This is a genomic window from Segatella paludivivens DSM 17968 = JCM 13650, assembly GCF_000373185.1.
Lineage (GTDB): Bacteria > Bacteroidota > Bacteroidia > Bacteroidales > Bacteroidaceae > Prevotella > Prevotella paludivivens.
This window is the reverse complement of sequence record NZ_KB890638.1, coordinates 148,486-166,936: the sequence shown is the minus strand read 5'-3', so window position 1 is coordinate 166,936 and position 18,451 is coordinate 148,486. Positions and strand designations below refer to the sequence as shown.

General features: G+C 35.8%; 18 protein-coding genes and 2 tRNA genes. 15 read left to right on the top strand and 5 right to left on the bottom strand.

Translation table 11 applies throughout. The features are described from left to right. Positions 1 to 3: 3 nt before the first annotated feature. Entirely contained in the window at positions 4 to 681 is a 678-nt protein-coding gene (locus B045_RS0106095; protein ID WP_025883209.1) for a NigD1/NigD2 family lipoprotein, read from the bottom strand. A gap of 239 nt (positions 682 to 920) precedes the next feature. Between B045_RS0106095 and B045_RS0106090 the strand changes: the two genes are divergently transcribed. The 9 genes from B045_RS0106090 (at position 921) to B045_RS0106050 (ending at position 10,580) form a co-directional block, all read left to right on the top strand. Continuing rightward, positions 921 to 1,199 carry a LysO family transporter gene (locus B045_RS0106090; RefSeq protein WP_018463384.1) on the top strand — a complete coding sequence of 93 codons (279 nt, stop codon included), beginning with the start codon at positions 921 to 923 and terminating at the stop codon, positions 1,197 to 1,199. Continuing rightward, positions 1,196 to 1,822 (top strand): lysine exporter LysO family protein, encoded by a 627-nt coding sequence (locus tag B045_RS0106085; protein ID WP_018463383.1) that lies wholly within the window; start codon positions 1,196 to 1,198, stop codon positions 1,820 to 1,822. The genes B045_RS0106090 and B045_RS0106085 overlap by 4 nt, the downstream gene beginning before the upstream one ends. A gap of 1,238 nt (positions 1,823 to 3,060) precedes the next feature. Beyond that, positions 3,061 to 4,149 (top strand): FMN-binding protein, encoded by a 1,089-nt coding sequence (locus B045_RS0106080; protein ID WP_018463382.1) that lies wholly within the window; start codon positions 3,061 to 3,063, stop codon positions 4,147 to 4,149. A gap of 1 nt (position 4,150) precedes the next feature. Beyond that, the gene (locus tag B045_RS0106075) at positions 4,151 to 4,783 is read left to right on the top strand and encodes an HAD family hydrolase (protein ID WP_018463381.1); all 633 of its coding nucleotides are present in this window, start codon (positions 4,151 to 4,153) and stop codon (positions 4,781 to 4,783) included. A 435-nt stretch (positions 4,784 to 5,218) separates the two neighbouring features. Then, entirely contained in the window at positions 5,219 to 6,088 is an 870-nt protein-coding gene (locus B045_RS0106070) for a M48 family metallopeptidase (RefSeq protein WP_018463380.1), read from the top strand. 68 nt (positions 6,089 to 6,156) lie between these two features. Then, a complete protein-coding gene (locus B045_RS0106065; protein WP_025883204.1) occupies positions 6,157 to 6,603 on the top strand; it encodes an NfeD family protein in 447 nt (148 codons plus the stop codon). Between the two features lie 20 nt (positions 6,604 to 6,623). After that, entirely contained in the window at positions 6,624 to 7,577 is a 954-nt protein-coding gene (locus B045_RS0106060; protein WP_018463378.1) for an SPFH domain-containing protein, read from the top strand. 72 nt (positions 7,578 to 7,649) lie between these two features. Next, positions 7,650 to 8,747, top strand: a complete 1,098-nt coding sequence (locus B045_RS0106055; RefSeq protein WP_018463377.1) for a UDP-N-acetyl glucosamine 2-epimerase — start codon at positions 7,650 to 7,652, stop codon at positions 8,745 to 8,747. A 501-nt stretch (positions 8,748 to 9,248) separates the two neighbouring features. Beyond that, a complete protein-coding gene (locus tag B045_RS0106050) occupies positions 9,249 to 10,580 on the top strand; it encodes an MATE family efflux transporter (protein WP_018463376.1) in 1,332 nt (443 codons plus the stop codon). Here B045_RS0106050 and B045_RS0106045 read toward each other — a convergent pair. The 3 genes from B045_RS0106045 to B045_RS0106035 form a co-directional block, all read right to left on the bottom strand. Beyond that, positions 10,577 to 11,143 carry a helix-turn-helix domain-containing protein gene (locus B045_RS0106045; protein WP_025883202.1) on the bottom strand — a complete coding sequence of 189 codons (567 nt, stop codon included), beginning with the start codon at positions 11,141 to 11,143 and terminating at the stop codon, positions 10,577 to 10,579. The genes B045_RS0106050 and B045_RS0106045 overlap by 4 nt on opposite strands. Positions 11,144 to 11,207: 64 nt before the next feature. After that, a tRNA-Tyr gene (locus B045_RS0106040) sits at positions 11,208 to 11,289 on the bottom strand. A 2-nt stretch (positions 11,290 to 11,291) separates the two neighbouring features. Then, positions 11,292 to 11,369 (bottom strand) — tRNA-Val (locus B045_RS0106035). Between the two features lie 212 nt (positions 11,370 to 11,581). Here B045_RS0106035 and B045_RS0106030 point away from each other — a divergent pair. Both B045_RS0106030 and B045_RS0106025 read left to right on the top strand, forming a co-directional pair. Further along, positions 11,582 to 11,794 (top strand): heavy-metal-associated domain-containing protein, encoded by a 213-nt coding sequence (locus B045_RS0106030; protein ID WP_018463374.1) that lies wholly within the window; start codon positions 11,582 to 11,584, stop codon positions 11,792 to 11,794. Positions 11,795 to 11,802: 8 nt separating this feature from the next. Further along, positions 11,803 to 13,722, top strand: a complete 1,920-nt coding sequence (locus B045_RS0106025) for a heavy metal translocating P-type ATPase (RefSeq protein WP_018463373.1) — start codon at positions 11,803 to 11,805, stop codon at positions 13,720 to 13,722. Here the strand turns inward: B045_RS0106025 and B045_RS0106020 are convergent. Then, a complete protein-coding gene (locus B045_RS0106020) occupies positions 13,719 to 14,507 on the bottom strand; it encodes a hypothetical protein (RefSeq protein WP_018463372.1) in 789 nt (262 codons plus the stop codon). The two genes, B045_RS0106025 and B045_RS0106020, sit on opposite strands and share 4 nt — an antisense overlap. Before the next feature lie 158 nt (positions 14,508 to 14,665). Between B045_RS0106020 and B045_RS0106015 the strand changes: the two genes are divergently transcribed. The 4 genes from B045_RS0106015 to B045_RS0106000 all read left to right on the top strand — a co-directional run bounded on the left by B045_RS0106015 (position 14,666) and on the right by B045_RS0106000 (position 18,425). Beyond that, positions 14,666 to 15,268: a hypothetical protein gene (locus B045_RS0106015; RefSeq protein ID WP_018463371.1), complete on the top strand. Its 603-nt coding sequence runs from the start codon at positions 14,666 to 14,668 to the stop codon at positions 15,266 to 15,268. A gap of 1 nt (position 15,269) precedes the next feature. After that, entirely contained in the window at positions 15,270 to 16,172 is a 903-nt protein-coding gene (locus B045_RS0106010; RefSeq protein WP_025883198.1) for a tetratricopeptide repeat protein, read from the top strand. Positions 16,173 to 16,441: 269 nt separating this feature from the next. Continuing rightward, positions 16,442 to 17,272 carry a prephenate dehydratase gene (locus tag B045_RS0106005; protein ID WP_018463369.1) on the top strand — a complete coding sequence of 277 codons (831 nt, stop codon included), beginning with the start codon at positions 16,442 to 16,444 and terminating at the stop codon, positions 17,270 to 17,272. Next, complete coding sequence (locus B045_RS0106000; protein ID WP_018463368.1) at positions 17,259 to 18,425, top strand: pyridoxal phosphate-dependent aminotransferase; 1,167 nt, start codon at positions 17,259 to 17,261, stop codon at positions 18,423 to 18,425. The genes B045_RS0106005 and B045_RS0106000 overlap by 14 nt, the downstream gene beginning before the upstream one ends. Positions 18,426 to 18,451 lie beyond the last annotated feature (26 nt).

The window sequence follows — 18,451 nt, the reverse complement described above, 5'->3', positions numbered from 1 at the left end:
ATATTATTTAGATGTTGATCTTGAGCGGTATTTGAATGTTGCTGTCTTTTCTCCACTGAAAGAGTTCCATTTCACAGTGAGATCAACAGTTTTGCCTTCTGTGTCAGGTAATGAGTCTAGCTTAAATGCTATTAGTCCGTCTTTCAATATACCACTTTTATCTCCGTTAGCATTGTGATGCAATACTACTTCATAAGGGCTGCTTCCTTTCACGAGGTTTAATTCGTGAGTAATGTTGTAGCCGAAATATGTGCGGAAACGCAATGTTAAATATCCGTCTTCAACAACTGTCACCCAGTCTTTCACTATTTCCAATGGATCAGTTCCATATTTTGTGTCGTTGTTTGTTCCTAAATCGGCAGCCATGTTCTTTGTACGTATACTGTCTATCCAGTTTACGTAAACAGAATTTACGTTACTACTGTTTACCTTATTATAATTCACAAGAGCACGTACTTCCTTGTCACCATAAGGTGGCTTAGTAATGTTACTTGGATACAGTTTTGTACTGTCGTCAAGTTGCAGCATAAGCTTACCTTCTTCGTTCTTTACAGTTACTAGAGCAGAAGGAATTTGCATGTTGTAGTTGTTATCGTCATTGTCGTCGTTTAGACAAGACTGTAAAACAGGCATTGTCGATGCCAAAAGCAATAATGTGGCAATAAATTTAATATGTTTCATAACTTAAAAAGTATTTGGTTTATTACACACTCTAAATGTTCATATTGTATATACCTTGCCTGACAGAATGTTTTTTCTTTTTGCAAAGATAATAATATTACTGCTAATAGCAATTTATAACTCTTGATATAGGTCAATTTAATATGCATTATAGTAGTGTTGTTTAAAATATGTATAAATATACTTTGCAAATTAAATGAATTTTTATACCTTTGCAACTCTTAAAAGAAAGTTTATAAATGTTTAGAATATTATTCTTATTGTTTCTAGGTATTGGAATCGGATATTTAATGCGTAATGTGCGTGGAATAAGGCATGTGGAAAAAACCACAAGGCTTACCATATTTGCATTATTGTTTGTCTTTGGCATAACAATAGGTTCAAATCATGCATTATTGAATAATATTGCTTACTTCGGTTGGCAGGCTGTTGTAATAGCAGTCTTTGGTATCGTCGGCAGTTTCGGCGCATCATATTTGTTTAATCGGGTATTGACAAGGAAAGGAAAGCAAAAATGAAAGAAAATTTATTGTTATTAGTGTCGTTGTTGTTAGGAATTACCATTGGTGCTTTTGATTTAGCGCCCATGTGGTTGCATAACGCATCGTTGCCTATGATTATTCTTTCGTTGCTTGTTCTTCAAGTTGGAATGGGAGTTGGCAGTATGGATAATCTTGGCAGAATGATACGCTCTATTCACTGGCAGATGTTCTTGTTACCAGCATGCACAATTGCAGGAACTTTACTTTTTACTTCATTGGCTTTTTTATTTTTCAGTAATCACAAACTTGGTGATATAATGGCAATTGGTAGTGGATTTGGTTATTATTCATTATCATCAGTGCTTATTGCCCAGATGAAGACTATTACTGTTGGACCTGCTCAGGCTACCCAATTAGCTACAATTGCATTATTGACAAATGTGGTAAGGGAGCTTCTTGCGTTGTTCGGTTGCAAATATTTTACAAGAAAAGGTAGCTGTTTTGCTGCTATTTCTATTGCCGGAATAAACTCTATGGATGTTTGTCTTCCGTCAATATTACGAGCAGCCAATGATAAGACGTTGGTTCCTGTTGCTGTATTTCATGGAATCATTCTTGAAATAAGTATCCCTCTGCTCATTACGTTCTTCTGCCAGTAATTTATTCTAGGTTTCTGTTAGTAGAATAAAAGCAGATTTTTTGGCTCTACCAGAAAAAGTTTTTTTTGATGAAATTATCGTTATTTCATCACTTTCCTTCTGTTTATCGTTATTTCGGAGTGATGATTCTGTGAAGATCTTGAGAGAAAAGTGACGATAAAATTGAAATCACACCAATTTTTTGTCAAATATGCAGTACATGTATAGACACTTTTTCGTTTATGATGGTCTGTACTCGTCTTTATGTGCACTATACTTCGCTATATATTTAGTTTTTATCTCAGAACCCAATTGTAAAAATAGTGGTAATTGTCATCAATTTTATTCTTATAGTCTTATTGATAATCATTTGTTTACCTGCGCCAAGTAATGTCCTTTTTCACGTTAGGCAATTCTATTACACAACGTGTGTAATAGGGTTTTTCACGTTGTGTAACATGGTTACACACGTTGTGTAATCGGATTGCACACATGCTGATGTAATCAAATTGCACACGTATTGATGCAATCTAATTACACAAAACTAGAGAAATTTTAGGTAATCTATTGTGCACTCAGTTTCAAATGATATTTGCAAACTTACAAACTCATTCTATTGTGTCTATATGTGTATGGAGTAGATTTTTGTATTATCCATACTGTTTAGAAAGCCAGCCTTTATGTTTGATAAAACTCCATCAGCATAAAATATGTATTATGTAAATAGCATAATTGCGAAAAAAACACCAAAAACAGGTGTACTCTAGGGCATAATGCCACTTTTACCCCGATAATGTCACTTAATGTCACTCGCTCAGCCCTTATAAACAAAGGGTTTGTGACATTATGACATTAGTGACATTAAAAAACTTTTTCTGGTTGGGTGTCCAAGTTCATATATTGAGGATATCCCCCTAAATTGAAGAAGAACCGAATAGGTTGACATAACGAAATGTCATTACAACTTAATTGGTATTTTCATTAAAAGGATGGTATGCTGTAAATAAGGCTTACTATTACTATAATAATTGATGTAGCTTGACCGTAGCTTGACGTAGCTATTTTTTCTGGTTTATACTTTATGAACTCCTTTGTTTAAAGGAGATTCAACGAATGACGTAGCTGCGTAGCTAAAAAGCAGAAAAACACATGAGAGCTAATCAATTATTTATGCCAATATTTATTAAAATGGTGGAGTGGTAAAGATGTTACTGTTATTTTATTAGTAGTTTTGCATCTGAATATAACAAAATAAAGAGATGAAGAATAAAAATTATAAGCAATTACTTGCTCTTGCTACATGCATTATCGCCCTTGCTGTTGTTGCCGTTGTGCGTGATGGAAAGGTATGGGGACATAAGATGAGCATGGCAAATAAAGAAATTGTCAATAAAGATGGAAAAGTAAATCCAATGAGTTCATTGCCTGATGGAACAGTGATAATTAATACTTCATCATTGGCTAAAGATGTTAATGGATATGGTGGTAATGTACCATTGGAGATATATCTGAAAGATGGAAAGGTTGTTAAGATAAAGGCATTAAAAAACTCTGAAACCCCTGAATTCTTTGCAAGGGCATCAAAGTTGCTTACTGCTTGGAATGGTAAGACCGTTGATGATGCTCAGAAAATGAAAGTAGATGGTATGAGTGGTGCTACATACTCATCACGTGGTATTTTAGGTAATGTGCAGCGTGGATTGCAATATGCAGCCAAAAACGCAGTGAAACCATCTCCTTTTGACAATATGGACTTTAGTGCAAAGAATATAGCAGGACTTGTAGTTGTGCTTATGGGAGCTATAATACCATTGTTTTATCGTAAAAAGACTTATCGCACAGTGCAACTCGTTCTTAATGTTGTTGTATTGGGATTCTGGTGTGGTACCTTCATTTCTTATTCACTAATGGTTGGTTATATGTCAACAGGTATAAATATATGGATTTCAGTAATACCTATAATAATGCTCATAACGGCATTTGTTTATCCTCTTTTTGGCAAGAAAAGCCATTATTGTACATATATTTGTCCATGTGGCTCTTTACAGGAGCTTGCTGGGAGGATGAATAAGCGCAACAAGTTGAAGATGAAACCTGAAACAGTAAAGATGCTTGGAAAGTTTAGAGAAATATTGTGGGCTGTATTAATGATGATGATGCTTGTTGGTGTAGGTTTTGAATGGATGGATTATGAAATCTTCTCAGCCTTTATCATTACTAGTGCGTCTGTAACAGTATTAGTTCTTGCAGCTATGTTTATGATATTATCAATTTTTGTGCCGCGTCCTTATTGCCGTTTCGTTTGTCCTACAGGTACATTATTTAAGGTGGCACAAAACTCAAAGTGATATGATTAAACTTATATTGTTTGATTTAGGTGGTGTTATCTATACCAGTGATCGTGACGAATCTGTGAAACGATTTTCCGCATTGGGATTGGACAATGCTGATTCACGTCTTAATGCTTATACACAAACAGGAATATTTGGAGATCTGGAAGAAGGTAAAATAACAGATAAAGAGTTTCTTGAGGCTTTAGGAAAAGATATTGGTCATGAGATCAGCTGGAATGATTGCAGGCATGCATGGCTTGGTTATGCAGCTGATTTACCAGAAAGAAATATAAAACTTCTTGATACTTTGCGCAAACAAGGTTATCGACTGGCTTTAGCTAGTAATACGAATGAGTTCATGATGTCGTGGACTTGCAGCAATGAGTTTGACGGAAAGGGAAACAGTATACAGCATTATATGGATGAACTTTATGTGAGTTATAAAATAGGTGCATTGAAACCTTCCAAATGTTTTTTTGAGTTCATTCTTGACAAGGAAAACGTGAAGCCAGAGGAAACTTTGTTCATTGATGATGGTCCAAACAATGTGGAAGCTGCAAAAAGTTTGGGTATCAATACTATACGGGCAATTAACGGTGAGGACTGGACAAAAGATGTTTTATGTGTGTGTGCGCACACAAATATTTGATTTAGGTCAAGAAAACGATGCAATAATGATTAAAATCCTATTTATTCTTGGAATGTATTCAAATCCTTCATACCTTTGCATCAACAAAAGGTTAATAGATTGTTTAGGTTTTTAGTTATTAGGTTTAAAGATTGTGATTCGGAATGGTATTAGATTTAAGGTAAAGATTCAAGATTGTAGGATAACCGAGAGCGAAAGCGTCGCTCTACATAGAAATTTCAAATCACAAAATATAGCAGTTTTGGAAGTGATTCCGGAACTGTTTTTTTTGTTCTTAGAAATCTGACGAATAGTATTGTCACTATTAATCGAATAATCCAAAATGCAATGATAGCTTTGATTACTTATATAATTAGCAAATAAAATAGGTTTTATTTTGTGCTTTATTCAAAATACTATATATTTGCAATTAAAATTTATAATCAATTAAAGAAAATGAAAAGAATCAAGTTCATATTGTTCCTTGTTGTCGTATTAATCTTATCGGCTTGTGGTACAACACAAACTGTACCAATAACCGGGCGCAAACACAATTTACTCTTTTCTGACTCTGAAATACTCAGTTATAGTAACCAAGAGTATTCAAAGTATATGCAAGGCGCTAAGAAATCAACCGATGCTGCCAGCACAGCTATGGTTCAGCGCGTTGGAAAGCGATTGGCAGCAGCTGTTGATACATATCTGAAAAATAACAATATGACTTCCGAAATACAAAACTATTCATGGGAGTTTAACCTTGTTGCCGACAAAGAGGTTAATGCCTTCTGTATGCCAGGGGGTAAAATTGTAGTTTATGAAGGTCTACTACCTGTTACGCAGAACGAGGCTTCTCTTGCTATTGTACTAGGACATGAAATTGCTCACGCTGTAGCTAAGCACAGTGCTGAACAGATGTCAAAGAAAGCACGTCAACAATATGGAACTATGGCATTGGGGACTATACTTAATTCTGCAGTTAGAAGTGGAACTGGAGATATTGCGTCAGGAATAGCTGGAGAATACTTCTCTTTTCGTAATTTGAAATACAGTAGAGATAACGAGAGTGAAGCTGACTACATGGGATTGATATTTGCAGCTATGGCTGGTTACAATCCTGAGGTAGCTGTACCGTTCTGGAAGAGAATGGCAGAGCAGGGCGGAAGTAGTAATAACAACGACTTGTTCAGCGATCACCCATCTGATTCAAAGCGTATTGCTGCAATTGAGGCACTTATGCCTAATGCCTTAAAATATTATCAGGCTTCAGGATATGCTAACAATAACAAGCCTGTAAAGAAGTCGATACGTAAATCGAATAGGAGATAATATTTGTTACCTTCATTTAATTATATGTAGTGAAGGTAGCTATTAATTATAACAAAAAATTTAATGCTATGATAGAATTTATTACAAGTAATTTATGGGTGGTTTGGACAATAGTGATGTTTTGTTGTCTGATACTTGAATTAAGTTCCGGAGACTTCTTTGTAACATGCTTTGCCATAGGAGCTTTTGTGTCTATATTCACGTCGTTTGTGTTGCCATTTTGGGCACAAGTCTTGATTTGGGCTTTATGCTCAATATTGAGTATACGATTGATTCGACCACGTTTGATAGAACGACTGCACAAAAGCGGAGAGGATAGGGCAAGTAATATTGACGCACTGATAGGTAGAGTGGGTACGGTGATAGAGTCTATAGAACCTGATGGAAGCGGATACGTAAAAGTAGATGGAGACGAATGGAAAGCCGTTAGTAATGTAACGGAGCCAATATCCAAAGGACAGAAAGTTGAAATAATAGGCAGAGAGTCTATTATAGTAACAGTAAAACCAGTTTAATCATTAAATAAAATAAAATTATGAGTATTGCTTTTTATGCTTTAATCGCAGCCGTAGTGCTTGCAATCATCTTCATAAAGATGACGGTGGTAATAATTCCACAGAGTGAAACAAAAATTATAGAGCGACTTGGAAAGTATTTCGCAACCCTTAAGCCAGGTATTAACATTATCATTCCGTTTATAGACCGTTCAAAAGCAATGGTATCAATGTCTAATGGAAGATATGTGTATACTAATACCATTGATCTTCGTGAACAGGTTTATGATTTTGACAGACAAAATGTTATCACCAAAGATAATATTCAGATGCAGATAAACGCATTGTTGTATTTCCAGATTGTAGATCCGTTCAAAGCTGCATATGAGATTAATAACTTGCCAAACGCGATAGAGAAACTTACACAGACAACACTGCGTAATATAATAGGAGATATGGAACTTGACCAGACTTTGACAAGTCGTGATACCATAAATACTAAACTTCGTGGCGTACTTGATGACGCAACAAACAAGTGGGGTATAAAAGTGAACCGTGTTGAGTTGCAGGATATAACTCCTCCAGAAAGCGTATTGCAGGCAATGGAAAAGCAAATGCAGGCAGAGCGTAACAAGCGTGCGACAATCCTTACAAGTGAGGCTGATAAACAAGCACAGATATTGCAGAGTGAAGGTGACAAAGCTGCCATGATAAACCGTGCAGAAGCCGACAAGCAACAAGCTATATTACGTGCTGAAGGTGATGCTAATGCACGAATAAAGAAAGCTGAAGCTGAAGCTGTAGCAATACAAAAGATAACGGACGCTGTTGGAAAGTCTAGCAATCCTGCGAACTATTTGCTTGCGCAGAAATACATACAGATGTTGCAGGATGTTGCTGCTGGCGACAAGACAAAGACTGTATTCCTGCCTTATGAGGCAACAAATCTGATGGGAAGCATTGGAGGAATAAAGGAATTGTTCAAGGGAGAGTAAAAAATAGAGGTCGCAATAATTTGCGACCTCTATTTTTTTATTACCTTTGCATTAAATAAATGAGACACGAATATGAATATATGTATTGTAGTTGGCGCACGACCTAATTTCATAAAGGTGGCACCTATAATAAGAGCTATCGCGAAAGCTCACGAAGAAGGACGCGATATCAGTTATAAACTGGTTTTTACAGGTAAGGAAGATGACAAGACAATAGAGGATTCTCTATTTGACGATCTTAATATTAATCGTCCTGATTCTTATCTTGGCGTTGATTGTGAAAACCTCAATGAACTTACAGGGTTGGTTATGTCTAAATTTGAATCATATCTTCAACAGAATCCAACTGATACTGTTATAGTCGTTGATGACTTGGCAAGTACTATGGCTGCTGCGATCGTGACAAAGAAACAGGGAATAAGACTTGCCCATATAGCTGCCGGTACAAGAAGTTTTGATATTTCCATGCCGAAAGAGATAAACAGACTTGTAATTGATGGCTTGAGCGATATACTCTTTACTGCAGGTATAAGCAACAACAACATTGCTAATAAGGAAGGTGCAGAATTGAGCAGAGTTTATATGGTAGGGAATATATTGATTGATAATCTTAGATATAATCACAGCAGATTGAAACGTCCGGAAGTTCTAGATAAACTAGGACTAGATGAAAAGAAATATATATTGTTCACACTTAACCGCAAGGCTTTGATAGGAGATGAGGCTCATCTAGAAAAGTTGATTAAGGCGATGATACGTGGAATGAAAGATTCTACAATGCCAATAATCGCTTCTTTGCGTGGAAAGGCAGCAAAGGTTGTTGCTGATATAGTCGCATCAACTAGTTTCCCTTCTATAATGAAAATTATAGAGCCACAGAGCTATCTTGACTTTGGATATATAACTGCAAATGCTTGCGGTATTATTACAGATAGTGGGAATGTAGCTGAAGAAGCAACATTTAATCAAGTTCCATGTATCACATTAAATAGCTATACTGAACATATTGAAACAGTAAAAGTTGGTACAAATGTGCTTGTAGGTGAAGATCCTGACTGTCTTTGTTCTGCTTTGGAAGAAATGGTTGATGGAAACTGGAAAAAAGCTGGCATTCCAGATAGATGGGATGGAAGAAGCGCAGAGAGAATGTTGCAAATTCTCAGTTGTTAGTATTGTTGTTTTCGTACACAATTTTTTGTAGTATTTTTGTTTAAAATTGTGTACGGAAACATAGTTAAAAAATGTATTTTTACTTGTTTTTTGTTATTTCTTTTTCTTTCTTTGTAAAAAGATAATTATTCTGTAAGACAAGATATAAAAATAGTAAATTGAATTCGCATTAAGCATTACTCAAGTGTAAATAAATGCTCCAACTTTAAGATTGAGTGTACTGACATTTTTAGTTAATATAATAATGATAAGTAAAGTCTCTATTTAACGTAATAATTTATTTTCGAATTTATAAGCTTCAAGTTTTTCGATAGTAATTAGCAAATAGAAGATTATTCAGGATGTTTTTTTTAAATGTCGAATGACAAAAATGAATGATTATTTCGCGCCATATACAATGTTGTATGTGGCGCTTTTATAAGTATGGGCAACTACTTATTATTGTTAATGCACACCATTTCTTTGTATGTTTGTAAAAATAGCAATACTTTTGTATTCGCAATGCAAAAAATAGATAATTACACTTTTTTGACGTCTGCACCTGTAGACAAGGTGATATTGACAATGGCTGTTCCTACTATTATATCAATGCTTGTAACGAGTTTGTATAATATGGCAGATACTTTTTTTGTAGGAAAACTTAGTACCCAGGCAACAGCTGCTGTAGGAATAGTTTTCTCCGTGATGTTCTTCATTCAGGCTTTTGGATTTTTTTTTGGTCATGGCTCAGGTAATTATATTTCTCGTGAATTAGGTGCAAAACGGCACAAAAATGCTCAAAAAATGGCAAGTACAGCATTCTTCTACTCAATGATGTGTGGTTTGTTGTTTACTATTGTTGGCGAGATTATGCTTAAACCTCTTTCTATTTTTCTCGGTAGTACTCCAACGATATTGCCATATACAGAGGATTATATGGGAATAATATTGCTTGGTGCGCCTTTTCTTACATCTTCATTGACTTTAAATAACCAAATGAGATTTCAGGGTAATGCAAGGTTTGCAATGTGGGGAATAGTTACAGGTACATTGCTTAATGTTGTTCTTAATCCATTGTTTATATTTGGATTTAATATGGGCGTGCGTGGTTCGGCTCTTGCAACCGTTATAGGACAAATAGTATCTTTTTGCATCCTACTGAGAATTTCATACATGAATCAAAACATAGGAATTCATTTTAAAAATTTTTCGCCGTCATGGAATGCAATTCGTGAAATATTTTATGGAGGAAGTCCTTCTCTTTCACGTCAAGGATTGGAATGCACAGCTACGATAATGCTTAATCTCTCAGCAGGAGCCTTTGGTGATGCTGCAATAGCAGCAATGAGTATTGTCACTAGAATAGCAATGTTTATTATGTCTATTGTAATTGGGTTGGGACAAGGTTTTCAGCCTTTATGTGGCTTCTGCTATGGTGCAAAGTTGTATTCAAGACTAAAGAAGGGATATTGGTTTACCGTAAAATTAGGTACATTGTTTCTGATTATGTGTGCAGTTGTTGGTTTATCATTCAGCAATGACATAATCGGATTGTTTAGAAATGATCCTGATGTTATAAAAATAGGAGGTGCTGCTTTGGGTTGGCAACTCTTAGGATATCCATTCAATGAATTTACAATGGCTAGTAACATGTGTACTCAGACATGTCGTAAGCCTTGGCGTGCTAATTTATTGGCATCGGCAAGACGAGGCTTGTTTTTCATACCATTGATAATAATACTTCCAAAATGCTTTGGTTTGTTTGGTTTAGAGATAACACAGTTGATAAGTGATAGCTTAGCATGCATGCTAACCATTCCAATAATGATATATACATTCAGGGAGTTACGCTAGATACTATCCAAATTCTTTCTAGTGTTTTTGCGAAGAGCCTTGAACTCCGTTGGCGTCATTCCTGTTACACTTTTGAACTGACTGCTTAGATAAGCTACACTTGAATAGTTCATCTTTAATGATATTTGAGTTAGGCTTAGTTCGTCATATCTTATAAGTTCCTTAACTCTTTCAATGCGCTGCTCAATATAGTAGCGCTCTATTGTTATTCCGTTCACCTCGCTGAATAATTTGCTAAGCGCGCTATAATCGCTATTCAGTTGATTGGAAAGATAGTCGCTAATATTCTGTGTTGATTTACTGTCATGGTAATGGACAAGTTTGATAATGGCGGATTTAATTTTACCGATTGTCTGTTGGCGGTGATCGTCAAGAAGCTCAAATCCTAACGTGTTGAGTTCGTTTCGCAATCTGTTTTGTATTGTTTCGTTAATGTTATCATCAAGTTTTACAACACCAAGTTCCAAATCGATAATATGCAATCCGTTGTCAGTAATAATCTTTCTGACAGCCATTTTACAGCGGTCGCAAACCATATTCTTTATGTATAAAACTTTTTCCATAAAAATAATTATTTGCAGTAAAACAAAAAAGAGATTTAGTATTTACTAAATCTCTTCTGTGGAGTGGGTGGTGATGGATTCGAACCACCGTAGGCATAGCCAGCAGATTTACAGTCTGCCCCATTTGGCCACTCTGGTAACCACCCTTTGGTGGGCGTTGACGGATTCGAACCGCCGACCCTCTGCTTGTAAGGCAGATGCTCTAAACCAGCTGAGCTAAACGCCCTTATCTCTGTAAGGCGCGGCAAAGGTAAGAACTTTATTTTGAATATGCAAATTTAACTCATATATTTTTACATCTTTTAAGCAAAATGATGTTTCTAGGTCTATAATAGGCTTGGTTGCTGAAGAAAATCATAAGAAACTTCCATAATACTATAACACAGTAGGCTAATAAAACATTACTTTTGCAGAAGTATTAATTAAACAAAGAATATTATGACAAAGAAAATTTTTAGTGTAAACGGAATGAAATGTGTACATTGTAAGGCAAATGTTGAAAATGCAATAAAGTCTATTAATGGAGTTAATGACGCTGTAGCTGATATTGATGCCAAAAATGTTACTGTAGACTTTGATGATAAGGTCGTATTTGATACGGATATCAAAAGTGCTGTTGAAAATTCTGGTCGTTATGAATTAATATTTTAATTGTATTTATGAAAAAGATAATACCGATTGTTGGCATGGCATGCTCTGCATGTTCTGCCAACGTAGAACGAAAATTGAATTCCTTAGAAGGAATAAATGAAGCTTCTGTATCATTACCAGGACGTTCTGCTCTTATAGATTTTAATCCAGAAGTTATTTCTCTTGAAAAGATGAAGCATGAGATAAACGATATCGGGTATGATATGGTTATAGAGGCCGATCGAAGTTTGGAGGAAATTGAAAAACGCAGTTTTGTTATATTGAAACATAAAACCATATTGGCGTGGATATTCTCTATAATAGTCATGTCTATATCTATGATGTGGATCGATTTGGGAACTAGAGATAATGCAAATCAGGTGGCAATGATAATAGCATTGTTAGCAATGATATATTGCGGTAGGCAGTTTTTCATATCAGCATGGAAAAATCTAAAACATGGCAGTGCCAATATGGATACTCTAGTGGCATTGTCTACATCAATAAGTTTTCTGTTCAGTGTATTCAATACATTTTGGGGAAATGATTATTGGGCAAAAGAAGGCATCGAGGCTCATACATATTATGATGCTTGCGTTATGATAATCACCTTTGTCTTAACTGGTAGACTTTTAGAGGAAAAGGCAAAAGACGGAACTGCGTCTTCCATAAGACAATTGATGGGGATGCAACCTAAAACCGCAAAAATAGTCGTTGGGGATAATATAGACGATGTTCCAATTTCGACTATAGAGAAGGGAGATATATTGGAAGTTAGGGCTGGTGATAAAATACCTGTCGATGGTGTTGTCACAATGGCTGAAAGTTTTATGAACAGTCATGCAGCCTACGTGGATGAAAGTATGATAACTGGTGAGCCGACCCCTTCTGAAAAAATTAAAGATAGCAATGTAATAGCTGGAACTATACCAAGTCAAGGTAAAATACGTATGAAGGCAATGCAGATTGGTGAGGATACTGCAATCGCACATATAATAAAAATGGTTGAACAAGCTCAAGGAAGTAAAGCTCCAGTTCAAAGAATTGTAGATAGGGCTGCTCTTATCTTTGTTCCAGTTATCACAGTCTTGTCTTTAATAACATTTGTTATGTGGTGGCTAATTGGTGGTAATGTATTTCTACCACAAGCTATTATTTCTGCTATTTCAGTATTAGTTATTGCGTGTCCGTGCGCAATGGGATTGGCAACGCCTACGGCACTAATGGTTGGTATTGGCAAAGCTGCAAGTGAGCAAGTTTTGATAAAGGATGCTACAGCTTTGGAAAAAATGAGAAAAGTTAATGCTGTTGTCATAGATAAAACGGGAACTCTTACTATTCCAAATAAAAATATTGATTTTACCAATGTGGATGGGTTGTCGCTTGAGGATAGGGAAAAGCTTAAACCAAACGCAAAGGAAGCAATGACTGAATTGCAAAATATGGGGGTAGAGATTTATATGATGAGTGGCGATAAGGAAGAAGCTGCAAGATATTGGGCAGAAAAAGCTGGTATAACTAATTATAAAAGTAAGGTACTTCCGCAAGATAAGGAAAATATCGTAATGGAATTACAAAAACAAGGGAAGACAGTTGCTATGGTCGGTGATGGAATAAATGATACGCAAGCTCTTGCTTTGGCAGATGTAAGTATTGCTATTGGAAATGGAACTGATGTTGCAATGGATGTAGCGCAAGTTACACTTCTTGGAGATGACCTTAGAAATATACCAAAAGCAATAAAGTTAAGTGGTAAGACTGTTAGAATGATATGGGAAAATCTATTTTGGGCTTTTATATATAATATAATATGTATTCCATTAGCCGCAGGAGTAATGTACATTTTTGGTATTAACTTTCAGATAACACCTATGTGGTCTAGCGCATTGATGGCTTTTTCTAGTGTCAGCGTGGTACTCAACAGCCTTCGCTTAAAATATACCGCTTAGCGCTGTTGAGGGATTGGGTAGTTGTATTGGTCGAAATAGTTGAATCCTTTATTGTTGTACCATGCACTCTCTACGTTTAACTGTATTGAGAAAGATGGACTAAAGTTATATTTAACAGCAGCACCGATGACGTCAGCACCAGGCATTCCCATTGAAGACACCATTGTACCGTAACCCATACCATACATATATGGTTCATACATATACCTATTATATGTATTAGAATAATTGCTGTAATTATTGGTGACACTCTTTTGTCCGTATACCCATGCTTCCCAATGGTCATTGAACTTATATCCTAAAGCTGCATAAAGTGCACCGTCCTTGTATGAGTCACTGCCCCAGTTTATGTTTTGTATGTATCCACCAGCGGCAAGCCATAACTTGTTGTCTTTAGTTAGTGGAGCTAAGTATGTTGCATTGAGGCGTTGGGTGAACCCTCCATTGTGTGGAAGGTTGTGACCTATCGTGGCAAAAGCAGATAAGTCTATAGATATGTTAAGTCCACGATGTAATCCCCAACCATAATCATTTAGGTAAGGTGATAACATTGTAGGGGCTACCACGTCATTGGATTTATTTTCTTTGTTTTCAACAAGCTCTACTTTATGAGCTTCTCCTGAATATACAATTTTAGCAGTATCGTTATAAATTGTGTCACCAGGCAATAGCCATCCCTCACGGGGCGAATCGAAGCTATGAAGCGGTCCCTCGTGGATAACATTTTGAGCATTTGCTGTAATCCAGCATAATACTGATAATATAGATATAAAGATTCTGTTCATTGGGCACAAAGATACTAAATGATTAAGTATTAATGAAGTATGATTAATTTTTTTTATTATAACAATATTAAAATAATGCCGTATGCTTAAATTAACTGAAAATATTTTGTATTTATGTTGGTTTACTTTACTTTTGTAACATTATAAATAATAAACTTATGAAAAAAAATCTGATATATCTTATGTTTTTAGCATTCGGAATGACAGTTCTTCCTGTTAATGCCCAGACAAACAATAATGCCCCGAAAGAGACTTTGGTTAAAAAGGTTTCAACGTTTTGGAAGAAAACAAAGAAACAGGTCTCTACAACGGGAAAAAATATCGGTGATGCTATTGGTGTTGACGAACTGTCAAAAAAGAATAACGAAGATTTAAAAGAGATCGATGGTGTGAAATTTATGCCAATCTATACTACTGATCTTTTTGCAAACAACAATCTCTCTGATGATGAAGAACAAATAAAGATCAGCAAGGAAGAGTTTGCCCGCAAATATCCTGATGCTAAGATTATACATTGTGTAGTTCCTCAAAAGGATTGGATAATGACAGCCATCAAGGAAGGAAGCAAGATAACAGGCTATCGTAGATATGCATATTGTTATCTCTTGGCTAAAGACGGAACTGATGGATATATTAATGTACGTTTCCTTTTTATGGAGTATCGTGATGCCGGAGAAAATTACGTCAAGAGTGCTAGCTGGCCTAAATGGGATCGTACAGACATTATCCCTAATAATGTATATTCTAAACTTGCAGAATAATATGAATCTATTAAAAAAGCTTTTTGGTGGGAACACCGATAAATCAGAGAAAGACAGATTGCGCGAAAAAGTGCGCAACTTTGACGTATTAAAATACGAAGGAGTAAGAGCCTTGAAAAAAGGGCAGTCTGCATATGCATTAGAATGCTTTGAGAAAGCGTTGGAGATAAATCCTGAACTTGAATTAAGGGATTATTACTCACAGGCATTAATAATGAATAATAAGTTGAGACCGGCGTTGGAGCAGTTGGATGAAATGTCGAAAGCGCAACCTGACAACATACTTATATATATGCGAATGGCAAATGTAGCATATATGTTGGAAGATTATGATGTCATGACTCATGCATGTATTGAAGCTTTACGTATAGATGATAATAATTCTGAGGCAAACTATATTTATGCCCGTGCATGTATTGGCAAGAACGAACTTATCAATGCTCTTGCATTGCTTACAAAAGCTATAACAGCGAATGAAAAATATGATAGCGCATACCTATTAAGAAGTGAGACTCTGCTAAAAATGGGTGACTTAAACAGTGCTGAAAATGATGCAAAGTGGTTAGCTGAAAATGCAGAAAGCAGTGAGGATATACTTCTCTTGAGAGCAAGAATAGCAAAAGCTAAGGGTGAAAGTGATATTGCTCTGGAATTTTATGCTAAGGTTATAGAACAAAATCCATTTTGTATTGATGCTTTTAAAGAACGTGGTGCTGTAAAGTTGTCATTAGGCGATAAAGAAGGAGCTGAAGAGGATATGCGACAAGTTCTTGAATTGAATCCAAAGGAACAAAACGGTATAAATGGAGAGTTTACAGCCGAGGGAACAGAAAACATACAGCAGAAGGTTGAACAAGCATATCGCAGTGTAGATCCTTATGGAATAGGTGGTATAGGCCTATAAAATATAAAAAATGAAAGCAAAATGGTAATTTTTGTTGTAATTCTTTTGGTGGAGTCAAATAAAAGTTATATTTTTGCAACCGATAATAACAAAAAACAAAAAAGTTATGAATAATTCATACGCATCTTTTTATTACTTTTATTTTTACTTTGCAAGGATTTGTGAAGCGGGAAGTTGCGTGTAAATTTCGACTTATAGGAAAATGAAATTAAAATAAATACGAAACGGTCCCGCTCTTAAGAGTGAGACCGTTTTTTGTTAAAGAAAATATGAAAAGAATTGCAATACAAGGTGAGATAGGTTCGTTCCACGATATAGCTGCGCATCAATACTTTAATGATGAACAGATAGAACTTATATGCTGCTCTACATTTGAACAGGTGTTTGAAAATATCAAGAAAGACCCTACGGTGATAGGAATCATAGCAATAGAGAATACAATAGCTGGTTCTTTGTTGCATAATTATGACTTGCTTAGAGAGAGTGGTGTGACCGTTGTTGGTGAACATAAACTGCATATTGAACATTCTATATGTTGCCTACCAGACGATAACTGGGACACTATAACTGAAGTACATTCTCATCCAGTCGCTCTGGCACAGTGTCGCAACTTCCTTGAAAATCATCCTGAGATGAAAGCTGTTGAGGCTGAAGATACCGCTGGTAGTGCTGAGTATATTTCAAGTCATAATATTCCCGGATGGGCGGCAATATGTTCGTCTCGTGCAGCAAATATATATGGAATGAAAATATTGCAGGAGGATATACATGACAACAAACATAACTATACACGCTTTTTAGTTGTAAGTAATCCACATAAGGCAGCCTTACTAAGAGAAGTTGATAAAAGCAACAAGTCGAGTCTCGTATTTAGTTTGTCTCATGAGGAAGGAAGTCTTAGCAAAGTGTTAACAATATTAAGTTTCTATGATATCAACCTGACGAAAATTCAGTCCTTGCCAATTATCGGACATGAATGGGAATACTTGTTTTATGTAGATGTATCGTTTGACAATCTTACTAGGTATCGTCAGAGTATTGATGCAATAACACCATTGGTAAAGAATATAAAAATACTTGGAGAATATGAAACCTGCTAACAGAATTAATGAAATACAGGAATACTACTTTAGTAGAAAACTGAAAGAAGTTGCACAACTTAATGCCCAAGGGCTGGACATTATTAGTTTGGCTATTGGTAGTCCTGATATGCCACCGTCGCAGCAAACAATAGATAAGCTCTGTGAAGTTACAAAACAAAGTGATGCTCATGGTTATCAACCAACCATGGGAACGCCGGAATTGCGAGAGTCAATGGCAAATTTCTATAAAAAATGGTATGGAGTTGATATTAATCCTGCAACAGAAATACAACCTCTCATTGGTAGTAAGGAAGGTATTTTACATACTACTTTGGCTTTTGTAAATCCAGGAGAGAAAGTTCTAGTACCTAATCCTGGTTATCCAACATATACAAGTTTGAGTAAGATTCTTGGTGCAAAGGTCGTAAACTATAATTTACGAGAAGATAATGGATGGCAACCAGATTTCGATGAACTTGAAAAAATGGATCTCACAAACGTAAGATTGATGTGGGTTAACTATCCAAATATGCCAACTGGTGGGAATGCATGTGTAGAAACTTACAAACGTTTGGTTGATTTTGCTAAAAAGCATGATATCATTGTGGTAAATGACAATCCTTACTCGTTTATACTCAATGTAGGCAAGAAACTTTCAATATTGCAGATTCCTGGAGCAAAGGACTGTTGTATAGAATTCAATTCAATGAGTAAGGCTTTCAATATGCCAGGATGGCGTGTCGGACTATGTACGTCAAATGCCACATTTATAAGTTGGATATTGAAGATTAAAAGCAATATTGATAGTGGAACATTTCGTGGTATCCAGCTTGCGGCAGCCGAAGCATATAATACAAACAGTGAGGAGTGGCATCAAGAATATAATGTCAATGTATATCGTCGCAGAAGAGATATTGCAGAAGATATAATGAAAACTTTGGGATGCGAATTTGATAAACAACAAGTAGGAATGTTCCTTTGGGGCAAGATTCCAGAAAAATATTCAAATGTTGAGGAACTCACTGAACGAGTATTGCATGAGGCTAGGGTATTTATAACACCTGGTTTGATTTTTGGATCAAATGGAAAACGCTATGTAAGAATAAGTCTTTGTGCAAAAGATGAAAACCTTAAGACAGCCCTTGATAGAATAAAGGCTATTGAATGGTGATATTACAAATATGAATAGATAATAAA